The organism is Streptomyces sp. B21-105 (assembly GCF_036898465.1).
In the GTDB taxonomy this organism is placed as follows: Bacteria; Actinomycetota; Actinomycetes; order Streptomycetales; family Streptomycetaceae; genus Streptomyces.
In genome coordinates this window covers 5,514,792-5,536,685 of sequence record NZ_JARUMJ010000001.1, presented here as the reverse complement: position 1 = coordinate 5,536,685, position 21,894 = coordinate 5,514,792, and the positions used below count along the sequence as shown (strand labels likewise).

Below are 21,894 nucleotides of genomic sequence, written 5' to 3'. Positions count from 1 at the left end.
GCCCCGCTCGCCGCGCGGAACCGCCGCCACCTCCTTAGCATCCGTACACGTGGCACATACCTTCGAGGAACTCGTGGAGAAGCAGCGTGCGGCCGACGAGGCACACGCGCGGGTCGAGCAGTTGCGGGATGCGTACGGCGCGCCGACAACCGCCCCCTGGTCGGAGACCCAGACGGACACCTACGAGACGGCCTGGCGCGCCTGGCGCGACCTCGCCCGCGACGCCCAGGCAGCGGTGACGGAGTACGCCAAGGACGAGCAGAAGCCCCGCACCGACGTCGAGGCGGAGGTGAAGAGGGAGGCGAAGACGCCCCAGGGAGAGGGCGAAACCCCGGATAACGGCTGAAAGCCCTCGCGGATCCGAAACACCGCCGCCCAGACCCGAAAAAGCCCCTCCGTCCTGCGTTTCCGCAGTTCGGAGGGGCTTCCTCTCTCAGCGTGGCGGCGCCAGGATTCGAACCTGGGAAGGCTGAGCCGGCAGATTTACAGCGGGACGGGTTCGGGGGTCTTGAGCTGGCGTTTCCCCTGAACCGGCCGCCACTGGGGGACACCTGGGGGAATCAGGCCCCGGGAGCGGTCTCCAGAGCCGCAATCACGGCCGCCGTATCGCCGTCGTAAAGGACGTGCGGTTCGTCTGCCTCAGGAGGGATGAACCGGGTGCGGTACCGCTGAAGGTCGCTCTCCGAGAAGTAAATCGAGTTGGGATCGCCCGCGTGGAATTCGTTGCGCTTGCTGATCCTCGCCCAAAGCTCCTCATGACTTGCTGCGAGATACACGAGCACCGGCGTTGCTCCGACGTCGGTGGCGAGTGCTCGCCACCGAGCCCGATCCTCGGGTGTCCAAAACCCGTGGTCGACAACCACGTCATGGCCCGCCTTGAGCTGCTCCCTGAGTTCGTCCGCCACGTCGTCGAGCACCGGCCGTTCAAGGGTGGGAAAGGTGCCCCGGGGGAAGTCGACCCCGTACACGCCGTGCCGGCGGTACATCTCTTCGTCCGGGCACAGCCGTACGAACCCGCGATCGGTGAGGGCGCGGGACAGAGTGGTCTTGCCGGAGCCGGGTAGTCCGGCCATCAGTACGCAGCAGGGCGGCCGGGACGCGTACGTGCCATCTCGAACCGTCACGGAGAAACCTCCGACTCTGTGCGCCACGTACGGCCAGGGCCCCCGAGGTCCACACCGTATTCGACGATGTTGCCCTCGGTGTCGACGAACTTTGCCGTCATCACGACGACCGGATCGGCCGGCGGACTTTCGGGATCCAACTCGAGGAGATGCGCATCTTCTGACGTGAGCAGCCGGGCCGATGCCGTGTCAATGCGGTGGCTGATCGCATGGCCGGTCGCTTCGGCAATGAGCTGGAGTGACGTTCCCCCCGTTAGGCGCTCACTCGACGCCAGTTGGGGGATCAGCTTCCCGTACCGGGCGGGAATCCATGACGTGCTATGGGCCACGATGCCATGCCGGTCTCGGTAGACCCGGCTTCGGCGGATCACGTCCGAGCCGGGCCGAATGTCGAGCGCCTGTGCCACTTCCGTCGGAGCCGACACGACGGCGGCCTGATGCGAGTCGGACCTTTCGCCTGTCCCCCAGCTGGACCCGGTACGGCGGCCCCGGTCTTGACGCTGCGCCCCCGAGGACATCGGAGCCGGCCGGTCCAGAACTTCCGTCCCGATTCCGTGGATCCCTCGCACAAGCCCCTCGTTGCGCAACTTGCGTAGGGCCTTCTCTGCCGTCGCGGTGCTCACTTTCCACTCTTCCGCGAGGTTCTTGATGCTCGGCAAGAGCGACCCCGGCTGTAGCCGACCGGACGTGATCCGCTCCGCGTAGTGGGCGGCAATCTTCGCGTAAGGGGCCCGATTGTCGGCCTGGCCTGCCATCTCGCCTGCTCCCTGTCGTCACTTCCCTGAGGTTCCCTAGCTTACTGCTTGACACCGCAGGGAACCCTAGGGAACCTTAGGGATGTACCCGAGAGGCCCCAGCAAGTTGGGGCGCTGTCGCGGCTGTTTGACCTGCACGAATGCACGGGGCGGGGACGCTGCAATCCCGCTAAAGGCCAGGGGGAACAGGGTTTCGGCCCGTACTGGCGAGGTGGCCCGGCGACCGCGAGCAACGGCCGGAGAGTGGGGACAAGGTCCCCCTTGCAGTGCTTTGCCCGTTCCCGTCTTCCGAGGAGTTCTGATGCGTCTACGACAACTTGGGGTGTCGCCGTGATGGACCGGCCGGCGTCACCTGTGCAGTAGCTCGGTCCGCTCTCGTTCAGCTTTCGCGGCGGCTCTCGTCGCGCCGGTTGCCTCCCCTGGCCGTCCGGTCCCGCGATTCGCGGAGTCCGTACGGGCGGGGTTGAGGGGAGCCGGACATTCCGACCCCAACGGCGAGCGCCCCCAGTGTTGGAGCACTGGGGGCGCGGTTCGGGCCGTTGCCACCTTGCAGGGAGAACACGACCCATGGAATCCATCGTCACCGTTCAGAGCGCTGTTACCGCGTTCGCCGACTTCACGGAGCCGACCAGCGCTGAGCTGGACGCGATCGAGCAGGAGTCGCCGCTGATTCTGGCGGAAGTCGACCTGCTCGACGCGCAGATCATGACCCTCGACCGCCCCGCGAACGAGGTCGATGCCCGCCGCATCCGCCGCGCTCGCAACCGGGTCCTGGCGGCCCGCCGGAACCTGGCCAACGGCCCCGCTGCGGCGACGCTGCCGGGCGGCGCGGCGTGAAGGCCAAGACCGCAGGGCCGGCCGTCGCGATGACGGCCGTCTCCATGGTGCTCACCCTCGCGGTGGTGGTGATGTGGCTGGGCACGGCGATGCCGTGGCCGGTCGCCCTGGTCGTCGGCCTGGGCATCGACGGGGGATGGCTCGCCACCCTCGCCTACGAACGCCGGCTCGCCGCGCAGGGCGACCACAGCCACGCCGTGACGGCCGTCGGGTGGTGCTTCGGCCTGCTCGCGACCGGCGTCCTGGTGGCGCACGCGCTGACCGCCGAGGGATCCACCGGGGCCTGGTTGGCGGTGGCGTGGTTGCCGGTCGCGGCCAAGGCGTTGTGGCTGGTTCACGGCATGTGGGAGCGGACCGCGCTCACCCCGGCCGCGCTCGGTGCCATCCGGGGCATCCAACAGGAAGCGCGGGATGAGGCGGCGGTGGCGCGGGCCCGGCTGCGGGCCGACGCGTCCACGGAGGAGACGCGGTTGACGGCCGTGACAGCGGCCGGCGCGCGTGTCGCACGGGTGCAGGCGAAGACCGCCGCGACCCTGGCGGGGGCGTGGTCGACGCTGGAGACGGCGCGGCAGGGCGAGGACACCGGTCGGGCCCTGACCTGCGTGACGAGCACCGTCACGCCCGGCGTCACACCGGACGTCACGCCCCGCTGGGAGCTCCCGGTCTGGGGTCCGGTCGAGCCGCTGTCCGCGCTCGCCCTGGAGTCTGCTCCCGCGCTCACGGACGCGCAGCTTGACGCGCTGGTCGACACGATCCGGCACAGCCAGACCCCGGCCCTGTCGTACCGGGAGATGGCCGTGCGCTTCCGGGCGGCCGGCCACTCCGCATCCGAAGTGCGGCTGCGGGCGGCATGGAAGCGCGTCGCCTGATGGCCGCGCTGCCGGTGTTCCGGTGGCATCTCGCCCCGGACGGCTACGCCACCCGCCGACAGCTTCGGGCCCGCGACCTGCGGCCCGGCGGTCAGGGCGTGGCCGCTCAGCTGGAGCGGCCGCGCCGCCGGCGGGGGCCGCTGGTCGCCTACCTCTACCGCGTCGAAGACGCCAAGCCGGTGCGGCCGATGACGCCGGCGAAGTGGGCGGCGTTGGCCAAGGCCAACACCGCCCGCCGTACCTGCCCGCACTGCCGCACGGATGCCGGATACGTCATCCCGCCGTCGCTCGGCATGTGCGTTCCCTGCGCCTACCCCGAACCCTCCGACGCTTGAAGGAGTGCCTGACATGGGCAAGCCCGACACCCGCCGTCTCGACCGCGAGATTCAGAAGACGATGCGCAAGCTGGACGCGGTCCGTGACCGGGAGATGTGGCCGCTGGACGGCCGTGAGCGGCGCGCGGTGCTGGCCGGCCTGGCCGGCGGCTCGTACCGCGTCCTGCGGGGCGAGGCCCCGTCCCGCGCGGAACGCAAGCTGGAGACCGCCTGGAGTGCTGCGGAAACGCGTCTGGTCGCGGAGATCGCCGCGCTCACGACCGAGCGTCAGCGGGTCGTGAACGAGCACGCCAAGGCCAAGGCCGCGAAGAAGTCGTCCGGCTGGTGGTGACACCCGCCCGCACCGCCTGAACCGTCGCCGGGACGGCCGCCCCCGCCGTCCCGGCTCCTCGCTCTTCCCGCACGCAATTCCTGCCCCGTCGTGGGGTGTTGAGGAGACTTCCGCATGTCCGAGAACGTCGTTCACCTGCACAAGCACACCGACCCCCCGGCCGTGACCACGTTGACCGTGGTGCCCGACCCGGCACCGCCGGCACCCCTCCCGCTGTGGGTGCGTTCCGGGCGCGCCGTGAAGACGGCCGTCACGCACGAGCGCACGAAGACGACCGCCCGCACGGTCGCCCGGCACAGCCTCTACGTGATGGGCGGGGCGCGGATCGTGGCCCGCCGCACGTGGGACGGGCGTACCGCCGCCCGCTACGAGCGGATGCTTCGTGCGGCGGAAGCCGCGGGGAACTACGAGGCCGCTGCCGAGTGGGAGGATCGCGGGCAGCGCTACCGCGAGGCTCGCCACCGCCGGCGTATGGATCTGCTGCACTCGCCGCTGGACGCGGCCAAGGGCGCGCTGGTCGGCACGGGCATGGGGATAGGCGGTCTGGTCGCGCTCGGGGTGGTGCTGGCGATCGCGAACAAGGACGTCACCGACGTCGTCACGCCGATCATGGCCGTCATCAAGGCAATCGACCTGCTCATCACCATCGTTCAGGTGGTCTGGGGCCCGGCCGTCACCCTCGGCCCGTTCCTCGCGCTGCTCGCCCTGTGGGCCGTCGGCAGCAAGCAGCAGGCCGCACCCGCGTGGGCTCTCCCGGCCAACGTCCGATCGGGTGAGGGTGAGCCGATCACCCCGTCGATCGTGGTCAAGGCCCTGCGCGACCTCGGGGTGCCGGCGCTGCGCAACGCCATCAAGGAGATGGGCGACGCCGGCGCGTCCATGCTCGGGCCGATCCGCATCGCCGGATGCGGCGTAGAGGTCGACGTCACCCTGCCGTCCGGGGTGGCCACGAACGAAGTGCAGGGCAGGCGGCGCAAGTTGGCGGAGAACCTGTCCCGGCATGAGCACGAAGTGTTCGTCACGATCCCGCAGGCCGCGCGGACGGTGCGGCTGTGGGTCGCCGACTCCGGCGCGCTCGACGAGCCGATCGGCCCGTCCCCGCTGGTCACCGACGACACTTTGACCGCCGACTACGCCAAGGGCCGCGCCCCCTGGGGCCAGGACCTGCGCGGCGACGCCGCGAGCCTGAGCCTCTACCAGCGGCACCTGCTCATCACGGGCCTGTCCAACCAGGGCAAGACCGTCGCCCTGCGCTCCCTCGCCCTGTGGGTGGCGCTGGACCGGTCGGTCCAGTTCCTCATGGGCGACCTCAAGGGCGTCGGAGACTGGGCCATGTTCGACGGCCTCGCCTCCACCCTGATCCAGGGCCCGACCGACGAGCACGTCATGCAGGTCACCCAGATGGTCGAGGGCGCGGTGGAGGAGATGAACCGCCGCATTCAGGCACCGCCCGGAACGCAGTTCCCGCCGCTGATCGTGGTGGTGGACGAAGCGCAGGTCGCGTTCATGTGTCCGGCCGTCGACGAGGACAAGCGGCCGTACGGCGGGTCCAAGGCCACGTCCCGGTACTTCATGGCCGTCCGCAAGATCCACAACCAGGGGCGTGCGGTGAACGTCCTGATGTGGCAGGGCACTCAGGACCCCACCGACCAGAACCTGCCCAAGCTGGTCCGCGAGGGCGCGCACACGCGTGCCTCCCTCGCGCTGGGCACCGAGCAGCAGGCCCGGATGGCGCTCGGTGACAAGGCCGTGGACGGCGGAGCCGCGCCGAACATGCTCCGTCCCGGCCTGGACAAGGGAACGCTGGTCGTCGCTTCCGACGGCATCACGATTCCGGCAGGGCAGGCGTCCATCACGGTCCGCACGCATTACATCGACGACGACGCCGCGACGGTCATCACCGACCGGGCCCGGGCCCTGCGCGACGGCGTCACCACCCTGCACGCCGTCGAGACCGGCGAGCAGCGTGACCCGCTCGCCGACATCCTCACCGTCCTCGGCAACGCCTCCCGCGTCCTGACCGCCGACGTACTCAAGCGCCTCACCACCTTGAACGCGGACGCCTACGGCCGCTGGACGCCCGGCGACCTCAAGCGCGTCCTGGAAGACGCCGGCGCGGAGCCCTACAAGTCCGACGGCCGCATGGTCGTCGGCCGCGACCGCGTCGCCCGCGCCCTCACCAACCGCGACTCCGAGGGTTCCGCTTCCGCCGACGGATGACAGGGAGGCGACCCCCACCCGGGCAGGGAGGCAGGGAGAACTCCCTAACCCCCTCCCTGCCCCGCATCCCTGGCCCTGACCTGCACAGATGATCCCCAGGGAGGCAGGGAAGCCCGCAGGCCAGCACCCCTGAAACCCCCTCCACGACGCCCCCGGCAGGGGGTGTGTCCGCCTCCCTCACTGCGCACCGGAAGGGATTCCGCATGTACCCCGACCACGCCCACCATCCGCCCGCCGTCCGGGTCCTGGAAGTCCACCAGCCCACCCCCCTCACCCCGCCCGCCCCGTACCCGGCACCCCTTGTGCCGGTGCAGTCCGGAGCCGTCCCGGCCGTGGCGAGCGTCGTCCTGCCCGACGGCCGCGTCGTCACCGGCTACGCCGTCAGCCCCGTGCAGCCCGAACCGGTCACCGACCGGCCGGCCGTCTCGCGGACGGCGGTGAACGTCGCCCTCGGGGGCGTCGGATTCCTCGCCGTGTGCGGCGGCCTGCTGCTGCTCACCACGTTCATCACCGCGCTCACCGCGCTGATCACCCAGCTCATCACACTGGCCGCCGTCGTCTTCGGCGGATGGATCGCCGTGCAGATCTTCGGCGGACGCAGCAGCGGGAGCGGCGGCAACACCTTCCACATCCGCAAGGCGACGTTCAAGCGCAACCACTTCCACGGCTGACAGGGAGCCCTACGTGTTCGAGATCCGCGTCATCTGCGACCCCGCCGACTCCGACCGCGTCGCCGACGCCCTGGAGGCCGCGTTCAAGACCGGACGGGTGAGCGTCTTCCCCACCCGCGACGGCGAGCGTCAGCGCCTCTACCTCACCGCCGACCACGCCGACGTCTGGCCCGACCCCGAGCAGGCCTACGCCGACGCCCCCAGCATCCACAGCGAACTCGACTGGATCGCTCACACGCTCGGCACTGCGGCTTGCTACACCGCGCTGGAACGCGGCTTCTACCTGCGCAAGGCCGCCGTCCTCGACCGCATCGCGCTCGCCGACGGAGCCGACCACCGCGACGACGACACCGCCCACACCGCGGCGAAATTCCTGATCGAACTCGACGACGCACACGCCGACCGCGACCCGCGCGCCTACGTCCGCCAGCAGTACGCGCTGATGGCGGCCGCCGGCCAGTAGCTACGCCAAGGGCGGCCCCCCATTCCGCCAAGAACCGGGGCCGCCCTTGTCCAGCCAGTCACCATCAAGGAACTGGAGACCTCCAGCATGACCCATGACTCACAGTCCGCGCTGCTCCGCGCAGCGCTGAACGCCATCGAACGCGGATGGCACGTCTTTCCCCTGCGTTCCGGCACCAAGCGCCCCGCCCTGCACGGCGAGCAGTCCTGCCCCGGCACGGGGCCCTGCGCCGGCGGACACCGGAAGTGGGAGGAACGCGCCACGACCGACCCGGACCGCATCCGCGCGACCTGGTCGCACGGCCCGTTCAACGTCGGGATCGCCACCGGCCCCTCGGGGCTGCTGGTCGTCGACCTCGACGTGCCCAAGGACAACGGCAGTTCGGACGCGCCTGACGGCGCGGCCACCTTCGGTGCGCTCTGCGAGCGCGCCGGCCACGCCGTCCCCGCCACCTACCGCATCCGGACCGCGAGCGGTGGAACCCACCTGTACTTCACCGCCCCGCCCGGGGTCCGGCTGACCAACACAGCGGGGACCGTGGGCGAGTTGGTCGACACGCGGGCATGGGGCGGATACGTCGTCGCCGCCGGTTCCGTCACCCCCGCCGGACCATACGAGCCGCTGTGCGACGCTGAGGCGGCCCCACTGCCCGGATGGCTGCACAGCGTCCTCAAGCCCGCCCCCAAGCGCTCTCACGTCCCTTCGGTGGCCGTACCGGGGCAATCCGGCCGATATGCGGACGTCGCCCTTGCCGCCGAGACGCGCAACGTCGCCACCGCCCAACTCGGGGCGCGCGAGTCGACGTTGTTCCGCGCGGCGCGCGCACTCGGACGGTTCGTCGCATGGGGCGACCTCTCCCGGCACTCGGTCGAGCAGGCTCTTCAGGAGGCGGGGGAGGCTGCCGGACTCACCGTCGCCGAGTGCCGCTCCACTCTGCGGAGCGCTCTGAACTGGTCGATCGCCCACAACCAGCGGCGCAGGGGAGCGACGGCATGAGCGCATCGGCCCGCCCCCCTCTGAAGAGCATCAGCCCCGACCCCGCCCGACGGGACGCCGCTCCACATCCTGTGGACACGACGGCCGTAGGCGTGCCGAAGGTCGCCGCCCGTCAGGGCGTCCCCATGGCCCTTGGCACTGACCCAACGCCCGACCGCCCCGGGATCCGCGTCTACGCCCCGCCGGTCTACCGCCACCGCCACGACGGAGCCCGCTGGTCCAAGCGCTACGGCGACACCCCCACGGCCGCCTACGCCTGCTCCTGCGGCCACACCGCCACCGCCACCGGCCAACAGGCCGTGGCCGACCTGGTCACCGACTACACGGCCCACAAGCACCTCTGCACCGGCACCCCCGCCGCGCTCACCGAACGGAGGACCGCCGCATGACCGAGCCCGCCATCGACGGCGCTGCCCTGCTCGACGAAGTCGAAGCCTTCCACCGCCGCTTCAACGTCTTCCCCACCGACGCCGCGTTCGTCGCCGTCACACTCTGGGACGCACACGCCCACCTGCTCGACGCGTTCGACTCCACTCCCCGCATCGCCTTCCTGTCCCCCGAGCCGGGGTCGGGCAAGACGCGGGCACTGGAGATCGTGGAAACCCTCGTGCCGCAGCCCATGACGGCCGTCAACGCGTCCGCCGCCGCCCTGTTCCGGTCCGTCTCCGGACCCGGCGGCAAACCCACGATCCTGTTCGACGAGATCGACACCGTCTTCGGCCCCAAAGCAGGCGACAACGAGGAGCTGCGCGGGTTCCTGAACGCCGGCCACCGCCGCACCGGCGTCACCTACCGGTGCATCGGCGACGGCGGCAACCAGACCGTTCAGGCGTTCCCCTCGTACTGCGCGGTCGCGGTCGCCGGTCTCGGCTCGCTGCCCGACACCATCCTCACCCGCTCTGTCATCATCCGCATGCGCCGCCGGGCCCGGAACGAGACGGTGGAGCCCTTCCGGGCCCGCATCCACGAGGCGGAAGGCCACAAGCTCCGCGACCGGCTCGCCGCATGGGCGGAGCAGGCCCGGGAGTTCGTCATGGGGGCGTGGCCGGACATGCCGGACGGAGTCGCCGACCGGCCGGCCGACGTGTGGGAACCGCTGCTCGCCATCGCGGACGCGGCCGGCGGCAACTGGCCCGACCGGGCCCGCGAAGCCTGCCTGGCCCTGGTCAAAGCCTCCCGCGCCAACGACAAAGGCAGCATGGGCGTGCGGCTGCTGACCGACCTGCGCGACCACGTCATGGTCGGCATCGACCGCCTGCCCACCGTCGCCATCCTCGACCGGCTCAACGCCCTCGACGACGCCCCATGGGCCGACCTCAGCGGCAAGCCGCTCGACAATCGCCGCTTGTCGAAGATGCTCGCCGAGTACATGACGGCCGACAACGAGCCGATCGCCTCTCGCAACATCAAGGCCGCCGGCAGCGTCCTCAAGGGCTACTACGCCGCCGATCTCTGGGACGCATGGGCCCGCTACTGCCCCCCACCCCCGGAAAGTCCGCTACCTCCGCTACCCGGCATGGAAAACGCTGCCTGACCAGCAGCGATGCGGTAGCGGCAAGCACCGGATTTTGCCGCTACCTCGCCGCTACCCATCCGCTACCGCTACCCCTTCCCGCTACCTCGAACAGGCCCCTGACCTGCACGGTAGCGGCGGTAGCGGAAGTAGCGGCCCTCAGAGGCACCCCCTCCCGTAGAGCCCGAGAAGGAGTCGTCGCCTTGGCCCGCCCCAAGATGCTCAAGCTCCCCGAAGTCCTCGAAGAGATCGAGATGAGCCGCGCCGCTTTCTACCGCATGCGTGCCCGGGGCCAGGCCCCGAAGCTCATCAAGCTCCCGAACGGTCAGCTCCGCTGCCGCCGCACCGACCTCGACGCGTGGTGGGCGTCCATGGAAAACGCTGCCGCCTGACCGCCTCCCGCACAGCGAGACACGAGGGGCCCGCTTCCGGCGGGCCCCTCTGGAGTTCATATGGCTCTGACCTACGACGTTCGTCTCTACTCGACCGAAGTTCGCAAGGATCGCCCGAAGCCCTACCGCCTGCGCTGGCTGGTCGGGGAGCGGAAGCACTCGAAGAGCTACACCCTCAAGGTCCAGGCCGAGGGACGCCGCTCGGAACTCATGTCCGCCGTGCGGCGCGGCGACCAGTTCGACGAGGAAACGGGCCTGCCCGTGTCCGAACTGCGCGCCAAGCAAGGCTCCATCACCTGGTACGAGCACAGCCGTGCCTACATCGACCGCAAGTGGGCGCTGGCCCCGGCGAAGTCGCGGAAGAACTACGCCGATGCGCTGGCGACCATCACCCCCGCGCTCGTGAAGACCAAGGCGGGGATGCCCGATAGCCCGCTATTGCGGCGTGCGCTGTACGGGTGGGCGTACAACCGGAACCGCTGGACCGACACCCCGCCGGACGACGTGGCCCGCGCTCTCGCCTGGATCGCCAAGCACTCCATGCCCGTCTCGGCACTGGAGGACCCGGCGACCGTACGTCTGGCCCTGGACGCACTGTCCCTGCGGCTGGACGGGAAGGAGGCAGCGCCACGCACCGCTAAGCGCAAACGGGCCTGCCTGAGTGACGCCCTCGGGCTCGCCGTGGAGGAGCAGTACTTCACCATGCCGGTCAACCCGATCACGGCCGTGAAGTGGACCGCCCCGAAGTCGGCGGACGCCGTGGACCCCGAGAGCGTTGCCAACCCCCGCCAAGTCCGCGCGCTGCTGGCCGGCGTGCGAGAGCAGGGCCCGCGCGGGAGGCATCTGGAAGCGTTCTTCGGGTGCCTGTACTACGCGGCCATGCGTCCCGCTGAGGCCGCCGGATTGCGTGTGAGCCAGTGCCACCTTCCGGAGTCGGGATGGGGGATGCTCACCCTGCGCCAGGGGGTTGTCCGGGCCGGACGAAGTTGGACCGACGACGGGACGGCTCACGAGATGCGCCATCTCAAGGCCCGTGCGAAGAAGGACTCCCGTCCGGTGCCGATCCCGCCGCACTTCGTCCGTCTACTGCGGCAGCACATCGCCTCACACGGCACGGCACCCGACGGCCGGCTCTTTCGGACGAACCGTGACGGCCTGCTGCAGGAGACCGGTTACGGGGAGGTGTGGGCGAAGGCTCGTAAGGACGTGCTGAGCGAAACGGAAACGGCTTCGCTCCTGGCCCGGCGTCCCTACGACCTGCGGCACGCCGGCGTTTCGTTCTGGCTCAGTTCCGGCGTGGACGCCATGGAGTGCGCCCGGCGCGCCGGCCACAGCATCGCGGTACTGCACAAGGTGTACGCCAAGGTGCTCGACCAGACACGGGAGCACGCGAACAGCCGCATCGACGCCGCTCTTCGTGAGTGGAACGAGCCCGAGTGATCGTGATCACCCCCGGGGGACACCTGGGGGACACGCACTGATCAAAGGTGGGATACGGGCGATACGAGGTGAGACACGTCCACGCCCCGTCCACAGTCGAGCGAACGGGGAGGGCTAACGCGAAACCCCCTCTGACCAGGTAAGTAACCTGATCAGAGGGGGTTTCCCTCAGCGTGGCGGCGCGTGGATTCGAACCACGGAAGGCTGAGCCGGCAGATTTACAGTCTGCTCCCTTTGGCCGCTCGGGCACACCGCCGGGTTTGCCGCCTGTTCGAACCGCTTTTCGGCGGTGCTCCCTGGCAACGACGTAAACGATACCCGATACGCAGGGGTGCTTCGCCACCTGATTCCGCGCCGCCCGGAGGGGGCGGGGTGGCTAGGCTTGGGCGGATGCGGCCCGGGACCACACCGGGCTCGGCGGTCACCCCCACGTGCGCCGATACGCACCCTGACACGCACCCCGATACAAGGAGCCACAGGACATGGCCGACTCCAGTTTCGACATCGTCTCGAAGGTCGAGCGGCAGGAGGTCGACAACGCCCTCAACCAGGCCGCCAAGGAGATCTCGCAGCGCTACGACTTCAAGGGCGTGGGCGCCTCGATCTCGTGGTCCGGTGAGAAGATCCTCATGGAGGCGAACTCCGAGGACCGGGTGAACGCCGTTCTCGATGTCTTCCAGTCCAAGCTGATCAAGCGCGGCATCTCGCTGAAGGCGCTGGACGCGGGCGAGCCGCAGCTCTCCGGCAAGGAGTACAAGCTCTTCGCGGACATCAAGGAGGGCATCTCCCAGGAGAACGCGAAGAAGGTCGCGAAGCTCATCCGTGACGAGGGTCCCAAGGGCGTCAAGGCCCAGGTACAGGGCGAGGAGCTGCGGGTCAGCTCGAAGAGCCGCGACGACCTGCAAACCGTCATCACGCTGCTCAAGGGCCAGGACTTCGACTTCGCGCTGCAGTTCGTGAACTACCGGTAGCCGACCGTACGGGCAAGGGCCGGGCGCCGCTCGGCGTCAGCCCTTGCGCCGGCCGGGCGGCAGCGGACTCAGTCGCGCGAGTTGCCGAACAGCAGGCGGTAGACGATCAGGAGCACGAGCGATCCGCCGATCGCGGCGGCCCATGTGGCGCCGTCGTAGAAGTCCTTGGCGATGGGGTGGTCCAGCCAGCGGGCCGATATCCAGCCGCCGATGAACGCGCCCGCGACACCGATCAGGGTCGTGCCGATGAAGCCGCCCGGGTCGCGCCCGGGCAGCAGGATCTTGGCGATGACTCCGGCCAACAACCCCAGGATGATCCAGCTGATGATGCTCATGCCCTGAACCTGCCCTTCTGTGCTGTACCCACCCCGTGCTGTCCGGGCACTGTGATGTCCCTCGCCCCGCACGGGCCGCGCTCTCCGGCGCGCCCCGCGTCCTTCGTCGCACGCGGGTTCGTGCCGAACTGATCGGAACGACGCATGACGGCGGTCGGTGGTTCCGGTATCGGTGGGTACGGGCAACACGCCCACCGGCGACGGCGAACGGCGTGCCCGCGCGGTCAGCGCGGGCACGCCGTCAGCGCCGTCAGCGGGAGGCGAACGGCTGGTCGGTGGAGACGATTTCGCGGCCCAGCGGGAACAGCGAGACCGGGATCAGCTTGAAGTTCGCGATGCCGAACGGGATGCCGATGACGGTCAGGCACAGCAGGAAGCCGGTGACGACGTGGCCGAGGGCCAGCCACCAGCCGGCGAGCACGAGCCACAGCACGTTGCCGATGCAGGAGGGCGCGCCCGCGTCACGCCGCTCGACGGTCGTGTAGCCGAAGGGCCAGAGCGCGAAGACGCCGATACGGAATGCGGCGACGCCGAAGGGGATGCCGATCACGGTGATGCAGAGCAGTACGCCTGCGAGCACATAACCGAGGAACAGCCAGAAGCCGCTCAGGATCAGCCAGATGACGTTCAGGATGGTCTTCACTGGTGGCGACCTGCCATTTTCTCGAGCCGGGCGATTCGCTCCGCCATTGGCGGGTGCGTCGAGAACATCTTGGAGAGTCCTTGGCCCGGACGGAAGGGGTTCGCGATCATCATGTGGCTCGCGGTCTCGATGCGGGGCTCCGGCGGAAGCGGAAGCTGCTTGGTGCCCGTCTCCAGCTTGCGCAGGGCGCTCGCGAGTGCGAGGGGGTCGCCGGTGAGCTGGGCGCCCGAGGAGTCCGCCTCGTACTCCCGGGAGCGGCTGATGGCGAGCTGGATGAGGCCGGCGGCGAGCGGGCCGAGCAGCATGATCAGGAGCATGCCCAGGAGGCCGGGGCCGTCGTCGTCGTCGGAGCGGCCGATCGGGATCAGCCAGGCGAAGTTGACCAGGAACATGATCACGGAGGCGAGCGAGCCGGCGACCGAGGAGATCAGGATGTCGCGGTTGTAGACGTGGCTGAGCTCGTGGCCGATGACGCCGCGCAGTTCGCGCTCGTCGAGGAGGCGCAGGATGCCTTCCGTGCAGCACACGGCGGCGTTGCGCGGATTGCGGCCGGTCGCGAAGGCGTTGGGCGCCTCCGTCGGGGAGATGTACAGGCGGGGCATGGGCTGACGGGCCTGGGTGGAGAGCTCGCGGACCATCCGGTACAGGGCCGGGGCCTCGAACTCGCTCACGGGGCGGGCGCGCATCGCGCGTAGAGCCAGCTTGTCGCTGTTCCAGTACGCGTACGCGTTGGTGCCGAGCGCGATCAGAACCGCGACGACGAGCCCCGCACGACCGAAGAAGCTGCCGATGACGATGATGAGTGCCGACAGCCCCCCGAGGAGTACTGCGGTTCTGAGCCCGTTGTGCCGGCGGTGCACGGTACGCCCTCCAAGTCGTGCAGCAGGGGAACCCTTTGCTTGCGGATCTTCCTGTTCTCCGGTGGCACTGGTGCCGTGATGTCACTTCCAGTGCACCCTCCCGTACTGGTCAACGCCAGGCGGGAGGCACTAGTTCCCTTGTGCGTGTGGGCAGGGGTGTGGGCCGTCAGGGTGAGGACGGGTCCCGCACTCGCCCCTAGGAGCGGAGGAGCGTGTGCGCCGTCCGGGTGAGAGCGAGTCCCGCACGCGCGTGTGGGATCAGAAGAGACCGGTGTCGGCGAAGCGCAGGACCAGCTGGGGCGCCCCGGACAGGGCGATGCCGACCGCCGCGGTGAGGGCGATCGCGGCCGTGAGGGGGGCGGGGACTCGGTGCTTCCCGGTTTCGCCCTCACACGCGCGGAAGAGCAGCGCCGTCCACTGGAGGTAGTAGTACAGGGCGATGACCACGTTGACGGCCATGACGACGGCGAGCCAGCCGAGTCCGGCGTCGACGGCCGCCGAGAAGACGGTCACCTTCGCGAAGAGGCCGATGACGCCCGGCGGCAGTCCGGCGAGGCAGAGCAGGAAGAAGGCCAGCAGGAGGGCGGCCAGGGGGTTCCTGGCGTAGAGGCCGCGGTAGTCGGTGAGCCGGTTCGCCTTGCTGGTCCGTCCCACCAGGGCGGCGACCGCGAAGGCGCCGAGGTTCACCGCGGCGTACATGAGGGCGTACGCGACGGTGGAGCCGACGGCCTGCTCGGCGTCGTCGGAGTACGCGGCGGCGGCGATCGGCACGAGGAGGTAGCCGGCCTGGCCCACGGAGGACCAGGCGAGGAGGCGCACGGCGCTGTACGCGCGCGTGGCCTGCTGACGGAGAGCGCCGACGTTGCCGACGGTCATGGTGAGGGCGGCGAGGGCGGCCAGGGCGGGGCCCCAGACGTCGGCGTACGACGGGAAGCCGACGACGGTGACGAGGATGAGGCCGGAGAAGCCCACGGCCTTGCCGACGACCGACAGGTAGGCGGCGATGGGCAGGGGGGCTCCGACGTAGGTGTCGGGGACCCAGAAGTGGAAGGGGACGGCGGCGGTCTTGAAGGCGAAGCCGACGAGGGTGAGCACCACACCGGTCTGGGCCAGGGTGTGCAGCTGGCCGTCGACGCGCTGGATGCGGTCGGCGACCTGCGTGAGGTAGAGGGTGCCGGTCGTCGCGTACACGAAGCTGATGCCCAGAAGGCTGACCGCGGTCGCCGTCACGGACGACAGGAAGAACTTGAGGGCCGCCTCGGAGGACCTGCGGTCGCCGTGCCGGATGCCGACGAGGGCGAAGGCCGGCAGGGAGGCGACCTCCAGGGCGACGACAAGGGTGGCGAGGTCACGGGAGGCGGGCAGCAGGGCGGCGCCGGCGGCGGAGGACAGCAGCAGGAACCAGAACTCGCCCTCGGGAAGGCGCCCGCGCGCGTCCTTCAGAGCGGTGACCGACAGCAGGGCCGCCAGCAGCGCCCCCCCGAACACCAGGAACTGGACGACCAGGGTGAAGTGGTCTGCCGTGTAGCTGCACGCGCGTGTGTCGCCGGTCAGGCAGAAGGTGGCGCGGTCGCCGTCCAGGAGGGGCAGGAGCAGGGCCGTGGAGGCCGCGAGGCCGGCGACCGAGAGCCAGCCCAGCAACGGCCTGCGCGCCTCGCCGACGAAGAGGTCGGCGACGAGGACGACCAGGGCGACGACCGCCGCGAGGGTGGGCGGTGCGATGGCCGTCCAGTCGACGGACTGGACCACGGACTCGGTCAGGATCTGGGCCGGGGGGTGGGCCACGGAGCTCATCGGGTGCCTCCTGCGAGGAGCTGCTGCACGGCCGGGTCGGTGAGGCCGAGGAGGGCCTTGGGCCACAGCCCGGCGACGACGGTGAGGGCGACGAGCGGGGTCCAGGCCGCGAACTCGTAGTTCTGCACGTCGGCGAGGCGCGGGGCGTCCTGCCGGACCGTGCCCATGCAGACCCGCCGGACCACGACGAGCAGGTAGGCGGCTGTCAACAGGGTGCCGAACGCGCCGATCGCCGTGAACGTGAGGAACGCGGGGCGGCTGAGGCCCTCGGCGGGGTCGAACGCGCCGAACAGCGCGAGCATCTCGCCCCAGAACCCGGCGAGGCCCGGAAGGCCGAGCGAGGCGACCGCGGCGAAGGCGAGGAGGCCGCCGAGGCGGGGGGTCCTGCCGTACAGGGCGGCGCCGGTCTGCTCGGCGAGGGTGTCCAGGTCGGTCGTGCCGGTGCGGTCCTTCAGGGCTCCGACCAGGAAGAACAGGAGGCCGGTGATGAGGCCGTGGGCGATGTTGGCGAACAGTGCGCCGTTCACACCGGTCGGCGTCATGGTCGCGATGCCGAGGAGGACGAAGCCCATGTGGCCGACGGAGGAGTAGGCGATCAGTCGTTTGAGGTCGCCCTTCGCTCCCTGCTTGGCGAGGGCCAGGCAGGCCAGGGATCCGTAGATGATCCCGACGACGGCGAAGGCGGCGAGGTACGGCGCGAAGACGCGGAAGCCGTCCGGCGCGACCGGCAGCAGGATGCGGACGACGCCGTACGTGCCCATCTTCAGCATCACGCCCGCCAGCAGGACCGAGCCGACGGTCGGGGCGGCGGTGTGGGCGTCGGGCAGCCAGCTGTGCAGGGGCCACATCGGGGTCTTGACCGCGAGCCCGATCCCGATCGCGAGAACCGCGATGACCTGCACGGATGTGGTCAGCGACCGGCCGTTGTCAGTGGCGAGTGCCACCATGTCGAAGGTGCCCGCCTTGATTCCGATCAGGAGCAGGCCCAGCAGCATGACCACGGATCCGAGCAGGGTGAAGAGGATGAACTTCCAGGCCGCCCGGGTCCGGCCGGCGCCGCCCCAGCGGGCGATGAGGAAGTACATCGGGATGAGCACGGTCTCGAAGGCGAGGAAGAACAGCAGCAGGTCGAGGACGGCGAAGGTGGCGAGCGTGCCGGACTCGAGCACGAGCACGAGGGCGACGAACGCCTTGGGTGAGGGGCCCGCGGGCAGCTTGAAGTAGGAGTAGAGCGCGCAGAGGAAGGTCAGCAGCGCGGTCAGGACCAACAGGGGGAGAGAGATGCCGTCGATGCCGAGGTGGATGCGCACGTCGAGTGCGGGGATCCAGCTGATGTCCGTGGTGGCCTGCATCTTCGACGGCTGGTCGTGGTCGAAGCCGACCGCGAGGGCGATCGCGGCAACGAGGATCACGCCGGTCACCGTCACGCCGTGCCGGAGGACGGCCTGCTCGGGCGACTTCCCCTTCAGTCCGGGCGGGGCGGGCAGCAGCGCGGCGGCGGCGCCGAGAAGCGGGCCGACCACGATGAACGCCAGAAGAACCTGCATCACGGACTCGTTGAGAGGGATCACGCCTGCTCACGCTCCTGAGGCGACGAGAAGGGCGGCGACCGCCAGGACGACGGTGCCGGCGAGCAGCGCGCTCACATAGGTCTGGACGTTGCCGGTCTGGGCTCGCCGTACCGCGATCCCCAGCCAGCGGGGCAGGGCGCCCGCGCCGCGGACGTAGGTCTCGACGACCTCACGGTCGAGGAACCGGACGAGACGGCCGCCGGCCTGCACAGGGCGCACGAACAGCAGGTCGTACAGGGCGTCCACGTGGAAGCCGACAGCCGCGTGGCGGTGCAGCGGGCCGAGCAGAAGACGCCCGGGATCGGCCGGGTCGGGCGCGGAGGCCACGTTGCCGTAGGCGGGGGCGTGCGTCGCGATGGCTTCGGCCTCGACCTGCGCCGCGTCCGCGTCCGGGTGGGCGGCGACCGCACCCAGGGGGATGCGGGCGGCGATTCCAGCGAGGTGCCGCCAGGCGGCGAACGTGACGAGTCCGCCTGCCAGAGCAACGCCGGTGCCCACTACGGAGGTGGTGAGGGTCGGGGCCAGGTCGTCGCCGTCGAACCAGTCGGGGAGCGTGCGGTAGGCGAGCGCGCCGAGGGCCAGGGAGGGCACCGCCAGCACCCACAGCACCACCGTCATGGTCCGCGGCTGGCGGCCGTGATCTGGTGCTTCGGCTCCCTGCCCGCGGAAGGCCAGCAGCCACAGACGGGTCGCATAGGCGGCGGTGAGGAGGGCGGCGAGCAGCCCGGCGACGAGGACGACCCAGCCGGCGGCGCCGGGGATGTGCTCGATGTGTCCGGTGGTCGCGTGCTCGGCCGCGCCGAGGACCGACTCCTTGGAGAAGAAGCCGCTGAACGGCGGGATCGCGGCGAGCGCGAGGAGCGCCACGGTCATCGTCCAGTAGGCGTCGGGGACGCGGTGGCGCAGGTGGCTCATGCGGGACATGGCGGCCAGCGAGTTGGTGCCGGCGGCGTGGATGACCACGCCGGCCGCGAGGAAGAGCAGCGCCTTGAAGGCGCCGTGCGAGAGGAGGTGGAAGACGGCGGCGCTCCGGTCGCCGACGGCGAGGGCACCCGTCATGTAGCCGAGCTGGCCGATCGTCGAGTAGGCGAGGACGCGCTTGATGTCGTCCTGGGCGAGCGCGGCCAGGCCGGATCCGACCATCGTGACGCCGGCCATCACGGCGAGCACGACCATCGCGGCCGCGGAGGCCTCGAAGACCGGGAGGAGACGTGCGACGAAGTAGACGCCGGCGGCGACCATCGTCGCGGCGTGGATCAGGGCGGAGACGGGCGTGGGGCCGGCCATCGCGTCCGGGAGCCAGGTGTGCAGGGGGAACTGCGCGGATTTTCCGGCCACGCCCGCGAGGAGCAGCAGGGCGACGACGGTCGGATGGTCGAGTCCGCCCTGTGCGACGGCGCCGAGGACCTTCGTGATGCGGAAGGAGCCGGCGTCGGTGGCGAGGGCGAACAGGCCGATGAGGAAGGGGACGTCGCCGAGCTTGGTGACCAGGAAGGCCTTGATGGAGGCGGCGCGGGCCTCCGGTGTCTCCCAGTAGTGGCCGACGAGGAAGTAGGAGCAGATGCCCATGACTTCCCAGCCGACCAGCAGCACGATCAGGTCGCCGGAGTAGACGACCAGCAGCATCGCGGAGGTGAAGAGGGAGACCAGCGCGGCGTACGAGGCGTAGCGCGGATCGTCGCGCAGGTAGCCGGTCGAGTAGATCTGTACGCAGGTGGCCACGAGAGCGACGAGGACGGCGACGAGGGCGGCGAATCCGTCGATGTGCAGGGCGAGTTCGATCGGGACGGAACCGGTGGGAGTCAGCTCGGTGGCCGCGTCGACGGCGCCGTCTCCGCCCTGGCGGGCGGCGACGACCGCGGCCAACGCGAGCGCGGCGAGGGTCGGCAGGACGGCGAGCGGGCGGACGAACCCGGGCGCGGTACGGCCAAGGAGCAGGCCGGCGGCTGAGCCCAGGAACGGGAGGAGGGGGACGAGGACGGCGAGGGTGGTCGTGGTCACGCGGTGGCCTCAGCCTTCTCGGCGGCCGCTCCGGTCGCGGGGGCGTCGCCGTCGGAACCGTCAAAGCCGTCTGCGGCGGGCGTCTCATGGCCTTCGGCGGTGTCGCGGAGGCGGTCGATGTCGGCGGTGCCGCGGTTGCGGTGGACGGCGAGGACGATCGCCAGGCCGATGCCGATCTCGGCGGCTGCGATGGCGATGGTGAACAGGGTCAGGGCCTGCCCGGAGTGCAGGGTCTCCTCGGCTGTCCTGCTGAGCCAGACGTCGAAGGCGACCAGGTTGAGGTTGACGGCGTTGAGCATCAGCTCGACCGACATCAGGACCAGGATCGCGTTGCGGCGGGCGAGGACGCCGTACAGGCCGGTGCAGAAGAGGAGAGCGGAGAGGACGGCGGGATAGGCGAGGTGCATCAGCGGGCGCCTTCCTGCTCGGCCGGGTTCTGCCGGGCGTCAGGGACGGTGGGAGAGCCCTCGGAACTTCCGGAACTGTCCGTGACGGGTCGGGAACCATCCGTGACGGCTCGCGCGTTCGCTGGGGGAGAGCTCGACTCGGCTTTCGCCTTGCGGGACAGGACGATCGCGCCGACCAGCGCCGCGAGCAGGAGGACGGATAGGGCCTCGAAGGGAAGGACCCAGTGCTGGAAGAGGCTCGCGCCTGTGACCTGGGTCGAGCCGGCGGCCGGGCCGTCCAGCTCGATCCAGGTGGCGCGGAAAGCGTCGACGACCACCCAGACGAGGGCGGCGGCCGCGGCGACGGCGACCGAGAGCGCGGCCCAGCGGTTGCCGGAGTCCGCGTTCGGCGAGCGGCCGATGGGGGCCTTGGTGAGCATCAGACCGAAGAGGAGGAGCACGACGACGGAACCGACGTAGATGAGGACCTGCACCCAGGCGATGAACTCGGCGGTGAGCAGGAGGTATTCGACGGCCAGACCGCCTAGGGCGACCACGAGCCACAGGGCCGCGTGCACCAGCTGCTTGGTGGTGACGGTGACGAGGGCGGCACCGAAGGTGACCAGTCCGACGAGAAGGAAGGCGATCTCGACTCCGGTCGGGGAGAGGAAGCCCTGCGGGGCCTCGGCGAGGGTCACGCGTCTCCTCCCTCGGGCTCGGTGGACTCCGGTGCGGTGGACTTCGGGCCGGTGGACTCCGGTGCGGTGGGCTGGGGTGCAGTGGTTTCGGGTGCGGTGGAGTCGGCTCGGGCGGCCGCGGCCAGCTTCTCGGCCATCTTGCGGGCGGCCGCGATCTCCTTCGGCTCCTCGGCGGCCGGGTCGAGGGCCGGTGGGGCCGGCACGGTCCACATCCACTCGCGGAGTTTGTCGCGCTCGTGGGTGAGCTCGTGGATGTCGGTCTCTGCGTACTCGAACTCCGGGGACCAGAACAGCGCGTCGAAAGGACAGACCTCGATGCAGATACCGCAGTACATGCAGAGCGAGAAGTCGATGGCGAAGCGGTCGAGCACGTTGCGGCTGCGCTCGCGTCCGCCGGGAGCGGCGGGCGGCACCGTTTCCTTGTGGGAGTCGATGTAGATGCACCAGTCGGGGCACTCACGGGCGCACAGCATGCAGACCGTGCAGTTCTCCTCGAACAGTCCGATGACCCCGCGGGTGCGGGGCGGGAGTTCGGGCTGGGCGTCCGGGTACTGCTGGGTGACGGTCTTCCGCGTCATCGTGCGGAGGGTGACGGCCAGGCCCTTGGCGAGGCCGCTGCCGGGGATCGGCAGACGGGGCCGCCCGGGGGCCGCCGCAGGGGCTGCCGGGGCCGCTGGGGGCGCCGGGGT

25 protein-coding genes and 2 tRNA genes are annotated in these 21,894 nt (G+C 70.4%); 14 read left to right on the top strand and 13 right to left on the bottom strand.

From position 1 onward, the window contains the following. The first annotated feature begins 49 nt into the window (after positions 1 to 49). Entirely contained in the window at positions 50 to 346 is a 297-nt protein-coding gene (locus QA802_RS25005; protein WP_334526820.1) for a hypothetical protein, read from the top strand. Positions 347 to 439: 93 nt separating this feature from the next. On the opposite strand, the gene QA802_RS25000 is transcribed toward QA802_RS25005, so the two are convergent. The 3 genes from QA802_RS25000 to QA802_RS24990 form a co-directional block, all read right to left on the bottom strand. Beyond that, positions 440 to 539, bottom strand: a tRNA-OTHER gene (locus QA802_RS25000). A 21-nt stretch (positions 540 to 560) separates the two neighbouring features. Beyond that, positions 561 to 1,124 (bottom strand): P-loop nucleotide/nucleoside kinase family protein, encoded by a 564-nt coding sequence (locus QA802_RS24995; protein WP_334534868.1) that lies wholly within the window; start codon positions 1,122 to 1,124, stop codon positions 561 to 563. Then, on the bottom strand, positions 1,121 to 1,879 hold the full coding sequence (locus QA802_RS24990) for a GntR family transcriptional regulator (RefSeq protein ID WP_334526817.1): 759 nt from the start codon (positions 1,877 to 1,879) through the stop codon (positions 1,121 to 1,123). Before QA802_RS24990 ends, QA802_RS24995 begins: the two co-directional genes overlap by 4 nt. Before the next feature lie 567 nt (positions 1,880 to 2,446). Here QA802_RS24990 and QA802_RS24985 point away from each other — a divergent pair. The 12 genes from QA802_RS24985 to QA802_RS24930 all read left to right on the top strand — a co-directional run bounded on the left by QA802_RS24985 (position 2,447) and on the right by QA802_RS24930 (position 11,946). Next, positions 2,447 to 2,716, top strand: coding sequence for a DUF6284 family protein (locus QA802_RS24985; protein ID WP_334526814.1), 270 nt, complete (start codon positions 2,447 to 2,449; stop codon positions 2,714 to 2,716). Then, positions 2,713 to 3,585 carry a protein spdB gene (locus QA802_RS24980; protein ID WP_334526811.1) on the top strand — a complete coding sequence of 291 codons (873 nt, stop codon included), beginning with the start codon at positions 2,713 to 2,715 and terminating at the stop codon, positions 3,583 to 3,585. The genes QA802_RS24985 and QA802_RS24980 overlap by 4 nt, the downstream gene beginning before the upstream one ends. Further along, positions 3,585 to 3,920: an RRQRL motif-containing zinc-binding protein gene (locus QA802_RS24975; RefSeq protein WP_334534866.1), complete on the top strand. Its 336-nt coding sequence runs from the start codon at positions 3,585 to 3,587 to the stop codon at positions 3,918 to 3,920. The genes QA802_RS24980 and QA802_RS24975 overlap by 1 nt, the downstream gene beginning before the upstream one ends. A 13-nt stretch (positions 3,921 to 3,933) precedes the next feature. Continuing rightward, positions 3,934 to 4,251: a hypothetical protein gene (locus tag QA802_RS24970; RefSeq protein ID WP_107442448.1), complete on the top strand. Its 318-nt coding sequence runs from the start codon at positions 3,934 to 3,936 to the stop codon at positions 4,249 to 4,251. Positions 4,252 to 4,365: 114 nt separating this feature from the next. Further along, on the top strand, positions 4,366 to 6,471 hold the full coding sequence (locus QA802_RS24965) for an FtsK/SpoIIIE domain-containing protein (protein ID WP_334526806.1): 2,106 nt from the start codon (positions 4,366 to 4,368) through the stop codon (positions 6,469 to 6,471). 203 nt (positions 6,472 to 6,674) lie between these two features. Beyond that, the gene (locus QA802_RS24960) at positions 6,675 to 7,142 is read left to right on the top strand and encodes a hypothetical protein (RefSeq protein WP_334526804.1); all 468 of its coding nucleotides are present in this window, start codon (positions 6,675 to 6,677) and stop codon (positions 7,140 to 7,142) included. 13 nt (positions 7,143 to 7,155) lie between these two features. Further along, positions 7,156 to 7,605 (top strand): hypothetical protein, encoded by a 450-nt coding sequence (locus tag QA802_RS24955; RefSeq protein ID WP_334526801.1) that lies wholly within the window; start codon positions 7,156 to 7,158, stop codon positions 7,603 to 7,605. An 87-nt stretch (positions 7,606 to 7,692) separates the two neighbouring features. Beyond that, complete coding sequence (locus tag QA802_RS24950; RefSeq protein ID WP_334526798.1) at positions 7,693 to 8,601, top strand: bifunctional DNA primase/polymerase; 909 nt, start codon at positions 7,693 to 7,695, stop codon at positions 8,599 to 8,601. After that, on the top strand, positions 8,598 to 8,990 hold the full coding sequence (locus tag QA802_RS24945; protein WP_334526795.1) for a hypothetical protein: 393 nt from the start codon (positions 8,598 to 8,600) through the stop codon (positions 8,988 to 8,990). Before QA802_RS24950 ends, QA802_RS24945 begins: the two co-directional genes overlap by 4 nt. Then, positions 8,987 to 10,135, top strand: a complete 1,149-nt coding sequence (locus tag QA802_RS24940; protein ID WP_334526792.1) for a DUF3631 domain-containing protein — start codon at positions 8,987 to 8,989, stop codon at positions 10,133 to 10,135. Before QA802_RS24945 ends, QA802_RS24940 begins: the two co-directional genes overlap by 4 nt. A 182-nt stretch (positions 10,136 to 10,317) precedes the next feature. Further along, a complete protein-coding gene (locus QA802_RS24935) occupies positions 10,318 to 10,506 on the top strand; it encodes a helix-turn-helix transcriptional regulator (RefSeq protein WP_334526788.1) in 189 nt (62 codons plus the stop codon). Between the two features lie 60 nt (positions 10,507 to 10,566). Next, positions 10,567 to 11,946: a tyrosine-type recombinase/integrase gene (locus tag QA802_RS24930; RefSeq protein ID WP_334526785.1), complete on the top strand. Its 1,380-nt coding sequence runs from the start codon at positions 10,567 to 10,569 to the stop codon at positions 11,944 to 11,946. A gap of 174 nt (positions 11,947 to 12,120) precedes the next feature. Here QA802_RS24930 and QA802_RS24925 read toward each other — a convergent pair. Continuing rightward, a tRNA-Tyr gene (locus QA802_RS24925) sits at positions 12,121 to 12,202 on the bottom strand. 226 nt (positions 12,203 to 12,428) lie between these two features. On the opposite strand from QA802_RS24925, the gene QA802_RS24920 reads away from it, so the two are divergent. Further along, positions 12,429 to 12,917, top strand: coding sequence for a YajQ family cyclic di-GMP-binding protein (locus tag QA802_RS24920; RefSeq protein WP_057584707.1), 489 nt, complete (start codon positions 12,429 to 12,431; stop codon positions 12,915 to 12,917). Between the two features lie 68 nt (positions 12,918 to 12,985). Here QA802_RS24920 and QA802_RS24915 read toward each other — a convergent pair whose 3' ends face one another. The 9 genes from QA802_RS24915 to QA802_RS24875 all read right to left on the bottom strand — a co-directional run bounded on the left by QA802_RS24915 (position 12,986) and on the right by QA802_RS24875 (position 21,783). Further along, positions 12,986 to 13,252, bottom strand: coding sequence for a GlsB/YeaQ/YmgE family stress response membrane protein (locus tag QA802_RS24915; RefSeq protein WP_319164261.1), 267 nt, complete (start codon positions 13,250 to 13,252; stop codon positions 12,986 to 12,988). A 250-nt stretch (positions 13,253 to 13,502) separates the two neighbouring features. Further along, positions 13,503 to 13,895, bottom strand: a complete 393-nt coding sequence (locus QA802_RS24910; protein ID WP_334526781.1) for a YccF domain-containing protein — start codon at positions 13,893 to 13,895, stop codon at positions 13,503 to 13,505. Continuing rightward, positions 13,892 to 14,755: a zinc metalloprotease HtpX gene (htpX, locus tag QA802_RS24905; RefSeq protein WP_334526778.1), complete on the bottom strand. Its 864-nt coding sequence runs from the start codon at positions 14,753 to 14,755 to the stop codon at positions 13,892 to 13,894. Before htpX ends, QA802_RS24910 begins: the two co-directional genes overlap by 4 nt. A gap of 258 nt (positions 14,756 to 15,013) precedes the next feature. Continuing rightward, positions 15,014 to 16,549, bottom strand: a complete 1,536-nt coding sequence (locus QA802_RS24900) for an NADH-quinone oxidoreductase subunit N (RefSeq protein ID WP_334526775.1) — start codon at positions 16,547 to 16,549, stop codon at positions 15,014 to 15,016. After that, complete coding sequence (locus tag QA802_RS24895) at positions 16,546 to 18,120, bottom strand: complex I subunit 4 family protein (protein ID WP_334526772.1); 1,575 nt, start codon at positions 18,118 to 18,120, stop codon at positions 16,546 to 16,548. Before QA802_RS24895 ends, QA802_RS24900 begins: the two co-directional genes overlap by 4 nt. A gap of 6 nt (positions 18,121 to 18,126) precedes the next feature. Continuing rightward, entirely contained in the window at positions 18,127 to 20,121 is a 1,995-nt protein-coding gene (locus QA802_RS24890; protein ID WP_334526769.1) for an NADH-quinone oxidoreductase subunit 5 family protein, read from the bottom strand. Further along, positions 20,118 to 20,528, bottom strand: coding sequence for an NADH-quinone oxidoreductase subunit NuoK (nuoK, locus tag QA802_RS24885; RefSeq protein ID WP_319164256.1), 411 nt, complete (start codon positions 20,526 to 20,528; stop codon positions 20,118 to 20,120). Before nuoK ends, QA802_RS24890 begins: the two co-directional genes overlap by 4 nt. After that, entirely contained in the window at positions 20,528 to 21,205 is a 678-nt protein-coding gene (locus QA802_RS24880; RefSeq protein WP_334526765.1) for an NADH-quinone oxidoreductase subunit J family protein, read from the bottom strand. Before QA802_RS24880 ends, nuoK begins: the two co-directional genes overlap by 1 nt. Then, positions 21,202 to 21,783: a 4Fe-4S binding protein gene (locus QA802_RS24875; RefSeq protein WP_334534864.1), complete on the bottom strand. Its 582-nt coding sequence runs from the start codon at positions 21,781 to 21,783 to the stop codon at positions 21,202 to 21,204. The genes QA802_RS24880 and QA802_RS24875 overlap by 4 nt, the downstream gene beginning before the upstream one ends. Positions 21,784 to 21,894: the final 111 nt, after the last annotated feature.